This window comes from Olleya marilimosa CAM030, from assembly GCF_000518485.1.
GTDB lineage: Bacteria > Bacteroidota > Bacteroidia > Flavobacteriales > Flavobacteriaceae > Olleya > Olleya marilimosa.
Map to the genome: position 1 here is coordinate 1 of NZ_JADR01000010.1, position 11,849 is coordinate 11,849.

10 protein-coding genes and 1 rRNA gene are annotated in these 11,849 nt (G+C 31.3%); 10 read left to right on the forward strand and 1 reads right to left on the reverse strand.

Annotated elements, in window-relative coordinates:
* Nucleotides 1–62 precede the first annotated feature (62 nt).
* Nucleotides 63–169: ribosomal RNA gene (rrf, locus tag M890_RS0112100) — 5S ribosomal RNA — on the forward strand.
* 446 nt (nucleotides 170–615) lie between these two features.
* Entirely contained in the window at nucleotides 616–3,054 is a 2,439-nt protein-coding gene (locus M890_RS0112105; RefSeq protein WP_028283789.1) for a helix-turn-helix domain-containing protein, read from the forward strand.
* Between the two features lie 54 nt (nucleotides 3,055–3,108).
* On the opposite strand, the gene M890_RS0112110 is transcribed toward M890_RS0112105, so the two are convergent.
* Nucleotides 3,109–4,251 (reverse strand): acyl-CoA dehydrogenase, encoded by a 1,143-nt coding sequence (locus M890_RS0112110; RefSeq protein WP_028283790.1) that lies wholly within the window; start codon nucleotides 4,249–4,251, stop codon nucleotides 3,109–3,111.
* 93 nt (nucleotides 4,252–4,344) lie between these two features.
* Between M890_RS0112110 and M890_RS0112115 the strand changes: the two genes are divergently transcribed.
* The 8 genes from M890_RS0112115 to M890_RS0112150 all read left to right on the forward strand — a co-directional run bounded on the left by M890_RS0112115 (nucleotide 4,345) and on the right by M890_RS0112150 (nucleotide 11,845).
* Nucleotides 4,345–5,415, forward strand: coding sequence for an anhydro-N-acetylmuramic acid kinase (locus tag M890_RS0112115; RefSeq protein ID WP_028283791.1), 1,071 nt, complete (start codon nucleotides 4,345–4,347; stop codon nucleotides 5,413–5,415).
* Nucleotides 5,416–5,625: 210 nt separating this feature from the next.
* Nucleotides 5,626–6,852, forward strand: a complete 1,227-nt coding sequence (locus M890_RS0112120) for a Glu/Leu/Phe/Val dehydrogenase dimerization domain-containing protein (RefSeq protein WP_028283792.1) — start codon at nucleotides 5,626–5,628, stop codon at nucleotides 6,850–6,852.
* 1 nt (nucleotide 6,853) lies between these two features.
* Nucleotides 6,854–8,248 carry a sodium:proton antiporter NhaD gene (nhaD, locus tag M890_RS0112125; RefSeq protein ID WP_028283793.1) on the forward strand — a complete coding sequence of 465 codons (1,395 nt, stop codon included), beginning with the start codon at nucleotides 6,854–6,856 and terminating at the stop codon, nucleotides 8,246–8,248.
* Between the two features lie 51 nt (nucleotides 8,249–8,299).
* Complete coding sequence (locus M890_RS0112130) at nucleotides 8,300–9,001, forward strand: MotA/TolQ/ExbB proton channel family protein (protein ID WP_028283794.1); 702 nt, start codon at nucleotides 8,300–8,302, stop codon at nucleotides 8,999–9,001.
* A 1-nt stretch (nucleotide 9,002) separates the two neighbouring features.
* A complete protein-coding gene (locus M890_RS0112135) occupies nucleotides 9,003–9,395 on the forward strand; it encodes an ExbD/TolR family protein (protein ID WP_028283795.1) in 393 nt (130 codons plus the stop codon).
* 2 nt (nucleotides 9,396–9,397) lie between these two features.
* Nucleotides 9,398–10,282, forward strand: a complete 885-nt coding sequence (locus tag M890_RS0112140; protein ID WP_028283796.1) for a hypothetical protein — start codon at nucleotides 9,398–9,400, stop codon at nucleotides 10,280–10,282.
* 6 nt (nucleotides 10,283–10,288) lie between these two features.
* On the forward strand, nucleotides 10,289–11,506 hold the full coding sequence (locus M890_RS0112145) for a bifunctional folylpolyglutamate synthase/dihydrofolate synthase (RefSeq protein WP_028283797.1): 1,218 nt from the start codon (nucleotides 10,289–10,291) through the stop codon (nucleotides 11,504–11,506).
* A gap of 45 nt (nucleotides 11,507–11,551) precedes the next feature.
* Nucleotides 11,552–11,845: a hypothetical protein gene (locus tag M890_RS0112150; RefSeq protein ID WP_028283798.1), complete on the forward strand. Its 294-nt coding sequence runs from the start codon at nucleotides 11,552–11,554 to the stop codon at nucleotides 11,843–11,845.
* Nucleotides 11,846–11,849: the final 4 nt, after the last annotated feature.

Genomic DNA, 11,849 nt, shown 5'->3' on the forward strand with positions numbered 1-11,849 from the left:
TCATTTTTTCAATATGTTATTATATACGGTAAAGTAGTTAATACTACATACACCGAAAGATTTAAGGTGATTATAGCGATGGGGCTCACCTCTTACCATTCCGAACAGAGAAGTTAAGCCCATTTGCGCCGATGGTACTGCATTGTGGGAGAGTAGGTCGTCGCCTTTTTAGAGAACCCTTCATATTTATTTATGAAGGGTTTTTTTGTGCCTTAAAATGAAATTGATAGAAATTAGAAGGGTAGAGTCCAGAAGATAAAAAACAAAATTAATAGGCTGCCTTAACAGAAATTATAATGTAAGGTATTTGAAACAGAAAAAGGGGAGTTATAACTATACTAAAGTAATAAGTTAAAATAGAATATTGGTTTAATCTGTATTGTCAATAGACCACTATATCATGTAGTAATTATTAAAAGCTTTATTATGTTTAAGTTTATGTAATGGATATTTAAAATAATATGTAGTTATTCTTTTCAATTCATTATTATAACTTTTTTGAGTAAATATTAGTTTTGTTTATTTTATAAATATAATATCCATTTTTTATTAATACAGATTACTTTCGATTTTGTTAGTATTTATATATATTGATACATTAGATTTGATAATGCCATGAACGTGAATAAGGAATTAGATTTAGCTAATAATTTTGTTAATAACACTAATAGAAATATTTTCCTAACAGGTAAGGCTGGGACAGGTAAGACTACGTTTCTTCATAAATTAAAGCAAAACTCATTAAAAAGAATTGTTATAGTTGCTCCAACAGGTGTAGCTGCCATTAATGCTAAAGGTGTTACTATTCATTCCTTTTTTCAATTACCTTTTGGACCTATATTACCCAATGAAGATTTAAAATCAAGTGGAGGATTTAATAGGAAATTTGGTAAAACTAAAATCAATATTATTAAATCATTAGACTTATTAATTATTGATGAAATTAGTATGGTAAGAGCTGATGTACTTGATGGTATTGATAAAACTCTACGGAGTTATAGAAATAGAAATTTAGTTTTTGGAGGAGTTCAAGTGTTAATGATCGGTGATTTACAGCAGTTATCTCCTGTTTTAAAAGATAATGAATGGCAAATACTTAAACCATTTTATAATAATGCATTTTTTTTTAGCAGTTATGCCTATCAACAATGTAATCCAATATCCGTTGAGTTAAAACATATCTATAGACAGGATAATCCTTTATTTATTAATATTTTAAATGAAATTAGGACAAACAATCTTTCTCAGGAGTCAGCAAATGAGTTAAACAAAAGATATCAACCAGATTTTGAGCCAAAAGAAGATGAGGGATATATTTCTTTAACCACACATAATAATAAAGCAGAATATACTAATAAGGTTAAGTTGGAAAAGTTACCAGGGAAATCTAAAATTTATAAAGCTAAAGTAGAGGGCAAGTTTCCAGAGTTTTCATTTCCCAACAAGGAATCTTTAGTACTTAAAGTTGGGTCTCAGGTAATGTTTATTAAAAATGATAGCTCTGCAGACAAGCGCTATTTTAATGGGAAGATTGGCAAAGTCATATTGTTAGATAAAGATGAAGTTGTTGTTAAATGCCCAGATGATGACTTTAATATAATTACTAAACCAGAGGTTTGGGAAAATATTAATTATACTGTAGATAAGGATACTAATGCAATTTCTGAAAATAATATCGGTTCTTTTACACAAATACCATTGCGACTGGCTTGGTCAATTACTATCCATAAAAGTCAAGGTTTAACTTTTGAAAAGGCCATAATAGATTCAGAAGGTGCATTTGCCCATGGACAGACTTATGTAGCTTTAAGTAGATGTAAATCTTTAGAAGGAATAATTTTGAAAAGCAAGATTAATTCTAGTCAGATTATAAGTGACACTAATGTAATCAATTTTAATATTCAAACAGAGAATAATCAACCAGACGAGAGTATACTTGAACAATCTAAAAGGCATTTTCAATTAAGTTTAATTTCTGAAATTTTTGATTTTTATCAATTTTTATACCCAATTAACAGATTGTTAGATATTTATTATAAAAATACAGGTAGTTTTCAAGGTAATATTGAGACTCCTTTAACTTGCATAAAAGATTGTGTTGTTTCATTATTGAAAGTTGCAAATGCTTTTAAAGCGGAGTTATTAGAACTTTCAGAAGGGACAGCTACTCCTGAGAATAATGACGAAATTCAGACTAGATTTAAGAAAGCAGTAGCGTATTACAAACAACAGCTAGAAGTTAATTTAATTGAAGTTTATAAAAGTTTTAATTTTAGTACCGATAATAAAACACTTGATTCCGATTTTAATAAACAATTAGATAGTTTTGAGGAATTTTTAGGTGTTAAACAGTTGTATTTTTCTAACTTAAATCATGGTTTTTCTGTTAAATTATTTTTAGAATTAAGAGCTAAATCTGTATTTCTGACAAAAGAAAAACCAAAAACACCAAGAAAGGCAGTAATAGACGGTACCACGAATGTTGAATTATTTGAATTATTAAGGGAATTAAGAAATACAATAGCTGAAAGAGAGGATTTAATTCATTTCCAAATTTTTACACAAAAGTCGTTGTATGAAATGTGTGAAACCCTTCCAACTAATAGTAAAGAATTATTAAATATTAATGGTTTTGGTAAAACTCGTGTTGCTAAGTATGGTGATGAAATACTAAACGTCATACGTAATTATTGTGATGAAAACGATATAGAAGTTGCAAATGTGAGTAATGTTTTAGATTTAGAGACAACTAGAAAAAAGAAAGGAGATACAAAACAAACTTCTTTAACCTTATTTAAATCTGGTAAATCAGTAGAACAAATTGCTTTTGAAAGAGACTTGAATGTGAATACTATTTTTGGCCATCTTGCTAGTTTTATTGCTACAGGTGAAATTAAAATAACAGAGTTAATATCTGAAAAGCATTATAATGAATTAAAAGATCTTATTCCAAAGCACACCTTTGAAAATCTATCAGATTTAAAATCTCAATTAGCAGATAAGTATAGCTATGGAGAAATTAGATTAGTTTTAGATAATATGTCTAACAAATAAAAAAAGGCTTTAAAATTTAATTTTAAAGCCTTTTTATGTTTATGTATTAAGGGATTAACCTTTGATTACACCTCTTGAAATAACTATTTTTTGTATTTCAGATGTACCTTCATAAATCTGTGTTATTTTAGCATCACGCATCATTCGTTCTACATGGTATTCTTTAACAAATCCATTTCCACCATGTATTTGTACAGCTTCAACCGTTTGTTCCATTGCTACTTTACTAGCATATAATTTAGCCATAGCACTTGACATGTCGTAATTATTACCTTGGTCTTTATCCCAAGCAGCTTTCATTACTAACATTCTTGCAGCTTCAATTTCAGTATACATATCAGCTAATTTAAACGCGATAGCTTGGTGGTTACAAATTTCTGTACCAAAAGCCTTACGCTCTTTACTATATTTTAAAGCTAACTCATAAGCACCTGCAGCAATACCTAATGCTTGAGCAGCAATACCAATACGACCACCAGATAAAGTTTTCATTGCAAACTTAAACCCAAATCCGTCTTCACCAATACGGTTTTCTTTTGGTACTTTAACGTCGTTAAATTGTAAAGTATGCGTATCACTTCCTCTAATCCCTAATTTATCTTCTTTTGGACCAATATCAAAACCAGGTGTTCCTTTTTCAACTATAAAAGCATTAATACCTTTATGTCCTTTATCTCTATCCGTTTGTGCAATTACTAAATACACATCACTACGACCACCATTTGTTATCCAGTTTTTAGTACCATTAATAACATAATGATCTCCTTTATCAATAGCAGTTGTTTTTTGAGATGTAGCATCACTACCAGCTTCTGGCTCGCTTAAACAAAAAGCACCTATTGATTCTCCTGTTGCAAGTTTTGTTAAATACTTTTGCTTTTGCGCTTCACTACCATAAGCTTCAAGACCATAACAAACTAAAGAGTTGTTTACAGATACCATCACAGAAGCAGAAGCATCAATTTTAGATAATTCTTCCATAATTAATACGTAAGAAATAGCATCCATACCACTTCCTCCATATTTTGGATCTACCATAATTCCCATAAAACCAAGTGCTCCCATTTTACGGACTAGTTCATCTGGAAACGTTTGAGCGTTATCACGTTCAATAACTCCTGGTAATAATTCTGTTTGTGCAAAATCGCGAGCAGCATCGCGAATCATGATATGTTCTTCAGTTAGGCTAAAATCCATAATTTATATAAGATTGTTGATTTAATAAAATTTGTATGCAAAGATAAGTTTTTATTGGCATTTTTTCAATCGATATAGTTATTTTTACATTATATGATAAAAGACAATTATACAGTGATTGGCGTGATGTCAGGAACGTCTTTGGATGGTATTGACCTTGCTTTAATTTCATTTAAAAAAACAACTAATTGGAGCTTTAAAATTGAAAAAGCTCAGACAATAGCTTACCCTAAAACTTGGCTAAATAAGCTTAAAAATTTAATAAATTTAAGTTCGTCAGAGTTAAACCAAATAGATGCTGAGTATACTGCCTTTTTGGCTGCTGTTATCAACAATTTTATAAAAACTAATAACATTAGTAATATTGATGCAGTTTGCTCTCATGGTCATACTGCACTACACAGACCAGAGTTAGGGTATACATTTCAAATCGGTAATTTATCACAATTATCAGATTTAATCCAACATACTGTAGTGTGCGATTTTAGAATTCAAGATGTTGAATTAGGTGGTCAAGGTGCACCATTAGTTCCGATTGGTGACCAATTGTTGTTCCCAGAATTTAATTGGTGTTTAAATTTAGGAGGATTTGCTAATATTTCTTCTGAGGAAAATAATTGCAGAATAGCTTTTGATATTTGTCCTGTAAATATTGTACTTAATAAATATGTAGGCGTTTTAGGATTTGATTTTGATGATAAAGGCATACTTGCTAGAAAAGGAAATTATCATGACCAACTATTTAATAGTCTAAACCACTTAGCTTTTTATAATCAAAAAGCGCCAAAATCTTTAGGGTTAGAGTGGGTTAAGACTAATATTTTTCCTTTAATTGATAGTTTTAATCTACCAATAAAAGATGTGTTACACACCTTTGTTAAGCATATAGCATTTCAAATAGCTAAAGTTATTAATCAAAAACAAAATACATTAGTCTTAGCAACAGGAGGAGGTGTTTTTAATGATTTTTTAATAGAAGAAATAACTAAATTAACATATAATCAAATAATAATACCTTCAAAAAATATAATCGAATTTAAAGAAGCGTTAATATTTGGTTTTTTAGGTGTTTTAAGACTTCGTGGAGAAAATAATTGTTTAAAATCTGTAACTGGAGCGTCTAAGGACCATAGTTCTGGAAAAATATATGGATTTAAGATTTAAAATTTACTAGGTTGATTAAACTAAAACTCAAGCTTGAAATTATTAACAATAATTTATTATAATAAAATGACTAGACTATTAAAAGCCATTTTTTGTTTTTTTATATTTGTTAAATTAATTAATCTAACACTTCGTAAGATGAATCAACTTTAGCTACTTTAAATGTTAATCCAGAGAGAAAAATATTAAAGTTGAAACCAAAAATCAAAAATGAAAGACTTATTAAAAATTTACGAAAATAAAGAACCAGAAATAGTATTTAATTGGAAAGATTCTGAAACAGAAGCAGAAGGCTGGACAGTTATAAACTCCTTAAGAGGTGGAGCTGCAGGTGGTGGTACCAGAATGAGAAAAGGATTGGATATGAACGAGGTTTTGTCCCTTGCCAAAACAATGGAGGTGAAGTTTACAGTATCTGGACCAGCAATTGGTGGTGCAAAATCAGGAATAAACTTTGATCCTAAAGATCCAAGAAAACGTGGCGTTTTAGAGCGTTGGTATAAAGCAGTATCACCTTTATTAAAAAGTTATTATGGTACAGGAGGAGATTTAAACGTAGACGAAATCCATGAAGTAATTCCAATAACGGAAGATTCAGGTGTTTGGCATCCACAAGAAGGTGTATTTAACGGACACTTCAAACCAACAGAAGCAGATAAAATTAACCGTATTGGTCAATTACGCCAAGGTGTAATCAAGGTTTTAGAAAACACAAACTTCTCACCAGATGTTTCAAAAAAATATACTGTAGCAGACATGATTACAGGTTATGGTGTGGCAGAAGCTGTCAGACATTATTATGACATTTATGGCGGAAGTGTGAAGGGTAAACGTGCAGTCGTACAAGGTTTTGGAAACGTTGGATCTGCAGCAGCTTTTTACTTAGCACAAATGGGAGCTAAAATTGTTGGAATTATAGATATTTCTGGTGGAGTAATTAATGAAGAAGGTTTTTCTTTTGAAGAAATTAAAGACTTTTTCTTAACTAAAAACGGAAATACATTAGCAACAGACAACATGATTCCTTTTGCTGAAATGAATGAGCGCATTTGGTCTTTAGAAACAGAGATTTTTGCACCATGTGCTGCATCAAGATTAATTACACAAGATCAAATTGATCAAATGATTAACACAGGATTAGAGGTTATATCTTGTGGTGCAAATGTACCGTTTGCTGATAAAGAAATTTTCTTTGGATCTATCATGGAACAAACAGATGAACGTGTAAGTTTAATACCAGATTTTATTTCTAATTGTGGTATGGCACGTGTATTTGCTTACTTTATGGAGCGTAAAGTGCAAATGACTGATGAAGCTATTTTTAATGATACATCTGATATTATTAAAAAAGCAATCAAAAATGTGCACGCAAAAAACGCTTCTAAAAAAGAAATTAGTAAAACTGCTTTTGAAATAGCATTAAAACAATTAGTATAATATGGAAACCGTAATAATTTTAGTATTTGTTATAGGCTATTTAGCTATAACATTAGAGCATAATATAAAGATTGATAAATTAATACCTGCTTTAGTCATGATGGCTATAAGTTGGGCGTTGATTTCATTAGGATTAGACTCTTTTACACAGTGGTTTGATTCTGCAAATCATGGTCTGGTAGAAGGTTATGCTTCATTAGGTCATGAAAACAAGATGCACTTAATGGAAGAAACATTGCTTCACCATTTAGGTAAAACAGCAGAAATTTTAGTATTCCTTTTAGGAGCTATGACAATCGTAGAGATTATTGATTATTTTGATGGATTTTCTACTATTAAAAGCTTTATCAAAACAAAAAAGAAAACCAAAATATTATGGATTTTTGCCTTCTTAGCATTTATACTTTCTGCAATAATAGATAACTTAACTGCAACTATTGTATTGATTTCTATCTTACAAAAAATTGTTAATGACAGAAATGTTCGTATTTGGTTTGCAGGTTTAATTATTATTGCTGCTAATGCAGGTGGTGCATGGTCACCAATTGGAGATGTTACAACTACAATGTTATGGATTGGTAAAAAAGTTACCACAGGACATTTAGTAGGATACTTACTATTACCATCTTTAATGTGTATGTTAGTACCTACTTTTATAGCTTCTTTTTTACCAGCTTTTAAAGGTGATTTAGAGGTAGAAGAAGCAGTAGAAGAGAAGCCAAAAAGCAGATTTAGTGGTACAATGTTATACCTAGGTTTAGGTGCAATTGTATTTGTTCCAATATTCAAAACAGTAACGCATTTACCTCCTTATGTTGGTATGATGTTAGCTTTAGGTGTGGTAGCAATTTTTGCAGAAATTTATAGTTCTGCTAAATTTAGTTTATCTAACCATGATTCAGAAGAAAGTGATGCACACGCACACCATAGTCCTGTACATCATTCATTATCAAAAATTGAGTTACCAAGTATCTTATTTTTCTTAGGAATTTTAATGGCTGTAGCAGCTTTAGAATCATTAGGTATTTTATTTGGATTTGCATCTACTTTACAAGATAGTATGCCAATGATGGGAACAGAGTTACATCATGAAGGTGTTTCGGATTTAGTAATTATTTTATTAGGTATTGGATCTGCAGTTATTGATAACGTACCATTAGTAGCAGCTAGTTTAGGTATGTTTTCTCAACCTATTGATAACGAGCTTTGGCACTTTATTGCTTATTCTGCAGGTACAGGAGGAAGTATGTTAATCATTGGATCTGCAGCAGGAGTTGTTGCAATGGGAATGGAGAAAATTGACTTTTTCTGGTATTTCAAAAAAATCTCTTGGTTGGCTTTAGCAGGATTTTTAGCAGGAACATTAGTGTTTTTCTGGACCAGAACTTTATTTTAATATATACTCAAAACAAAAATCTAACGTTATACACGTATCTAATTTTATAATATGCTAAGCAAATTAATTCAAGACACTGCTCAAGCGGTAGATCCATTAGTAGAAGGAGAACCAGTTGAGAAAACTTTATCAATAATAGAACTGATTACAACAGGAGGTACAGCTGGAATTGTAATTATTAGTTTATTGATGTTAATGTTGATATTGACATTATATATTTATTTTGAAAGAATATTATCTATAAAAGAAGCTTCCAAAGTAGATTCAAATTTCATGAATCAAATTAAAGACTATGTTAGTAATGGTAAGATAGAATCTGCTCAAAACTTATGTAGTACTGTAGACTCTCCAGTGTCTAGATTAATTAGTAAAGGGATTTCTAGAATAGGAAAACCTTTAGAGGATATTAATACAGCTATAGAAAACGCAGGTCGTTTAGAGATTTATAGCTTAGAAAAAAACGTTAGTGTGTTAGCTACCATATCTGGAGCAGCACCAATGATTGGTTTTCTTGGAACAGTAATTGGAATGATTTTATCAATCTTTGAAATTGCAAACTCAGGAGGATCAATAGATATTAAAACGTTAGCAGACGGACTTTATACAGCAATGACCACCACTGTTGGTGGTCTAATTGTTGGTATTGTAGCTTACGTTGCATATAACCACTTAGTTGTAAAAACAGATAAAGTGGTCTATCAAATGGAGGCAAACTCACTTGAATTTTTAGATTTATTAAACGAACCTAGCTAATATGCGATTAAGAGGAAGAAATAAAGTTACACCAGAATTTAACATGTCGTCTATGACTGACATTGTTTTTCTGTTGCTTATCTTTTTTATGATTGCATCAACGTTAGTGTCCGCAGAAGCTATAGACTTATTATTACCAAAATCTACTAGTAAGACTACACAAACTAAAAATGTATCTGTAAGTGTTGACAAAAACGTCAATTATTATGTAGATATGAAACAGGTTTCTAAAGACCAATTAGAGGCAGAAGTTTTGGCTAAAGTTGGTAATGTAGAGTCTCCGACTATTACAATCAGATCAGATGAAAGTGTAGAGATGCAACACGTTGTTTATATTATGGATATAGCAAACCGAAACAAGATTAAATCCACTTTGGCAGTAAAAGCACAATAATAATGAAGTACCTTCAAACCAAACACGAACGCAATTCGGCAAAAATCACAGCATTAATTACGCTGATATTGGTATTGCTACTTTTTGTGGTTGGTCAAAATTATATGGATCCACCAGAAGAGTTTGGAGTAGCTATTAATTTTGGAGGATCGTCAGGTGGTGGTGGAGGTGCACCTGCCCAAGCAACAGCTCCAACCGAAACTAAACCTGAAGAAACAAAGCCTGAGGTAGAACAACAACAAGAGGCTGCAGCAGCAACTTCAAAAGAAAACGTTTTAACCCAAGACGATGAAGAAGCGGTTTTAATTAAAAAACAGCAAGAACAGGCTAAAAAAGAAAGTGATGCAATAGCCAAAGCTAAAGCAGATAAATTAGCACAAGAAAAAGCAGCTAAGGCAGCAAAAGCAGCAGCTGATGCAGCTGAAAAAAAGAGACAAGATGATATTAGAAAAGCTAATGATGCTTTAATTAACGGTATAAGTAATTCTGAAAATCCTTCAGACTCCAATAATGATGGTCCTGGTAATGGACCAGGAAATGGACCTGGTACAGGTAACGCTTATGGACCTAGTAATTTTGGTGGATCAGGTCAAGGTAACGGAAATGGCGATGGTGTTGGTTATGGATTAAACGGAAGAGGTCGTCCTACTAATCAAATTTTTAAACAAGATTGTAATGAGGCTGGTTTAGTCGTTGTTAGAATTGAAGTGGATCGTTCTGGTAAAGTAGTAAAAGCTGAGCCAGGAGTAAAAGGAACAAAAAATACCGCTGAGTGTTTATTGATTCCTGCTAAAAAAATTGCAGAATCCCACAAATGGAAAGCAGACCCTAAAGCTCCAGAGCGTCAAATTGGTTATGTTAGTATCAACTTTAAACTAGGACAATAAATAGGTATGACTTATTTAGAGACCGTAAATTGGATGTTCTCTCAGCTTCCAATGTATCAAAAGCAAGGTCAATCCGCTTTTAAAAAAGACTTGACTAATACTATAAATTTAGCTAAGCATCTTAAAAACCCACAGCATAAATTTAAATCTATTCATGTTGCAGGTACCAATGGTAAAGGCAGTAGTAGTCACATGTTGGCATCTGTTTTGCAAGAAGCAGGTTATAAAGTAGGATTATATACTTCTCCGCATTTAAAAGACTTTAGAGAGCGTATTAAAATTAATGGTAAAACGGTTAGTAAACCTTTTGTCATTGGTTTTATAAAACGAAACAAAACGTTTTTAGATGCTAATAAATTGTCTTTTTTTGAAATGACAGTTGGTATGGCATTTGACTATTTTGCCAAACAAAAAGTAGATATAGCTGTTATAGAGGTTGGATTAGGTGGTCGTTTAGATTCGACAAACATCATAACACCAGAAGTGTCTTTAATTACTAATATAGGTTTTGACCACGTTCAATTTTTAGGTAACACCTTACCATTAATTGCGTCAGAAAAAGCAGGAATAATTAAACCTAATATTCCGGTTGTTATCAGTGAAACCCAACCAGAGACTCAGTCTGTTTTTACCGCTTTCGCTGAAAAAAATAAAAGTGCAATACATTTTGCAGATCAAATTGAAAATGAAGCTTTAGCTACTGACCTAAAAGGGAGTTATCAATCTAAAAATATTAAAGGCGTTTTACAAACCATAAAGCAATTACAGCAAAAAGGATTTGTAATTACTGACCAAAACATAATAACAGGATTACTTAATACTGTTAAAAACACAGATTTAAAAGGTCGTTGGCAGACTTTGTCATCAAACCCTAAAGTAATTTGCGATACAGCACATAATAAAGAAGGTTTAACTATAGCAATGCAGCAATTACTTCAAGAAAATTTCCAACAACTACATATTGTTTTTGGTGTTGTAAATGATAAAGATGTAGTTTCCATATTGCCTTTATTACCTAAAAATGCAACCTACTACTTTTGCAAACCAGATGTGCCAAGGGGTTTAGATCAAAATAGTTTATATACACTTTTTACTGATAATGGTTTTGTTGGTAAACCATATGCTTCCGTTAATGAGGCTTATAAAATGGCACTTAAAGCAGCTTCGGTTGATGATGTTATTTATATTGGTGGAAGCACTTTTGTTGTTGCCGAAGTGGTTTAATTTCATATAAATTGTATCTTACACATTCATCTAATTCCTCTTAAAATGTTAGAAATTATTAATCAAGTATTTTCTATTCAACTTAAAAGCAATAAAGAAAATTTGACGCTTTTTAATAGAAATATTGATAGAATTAATCATGAACTTGAATCTTTAGGATATCATGTTATTAATCCCATTGGTCAAACCTATCGTAACGAAATGACTGATGTCGAAGCTAATATTACAGGAGATTTTAATGAACAAATGAAAATTGTTAAAGTACTTAAACCTATAGTCTATAAAAAGACAAATGACCAAAATACTTTAGTACAAAAGGGAATTGTAATTGTAGAATAAGCAC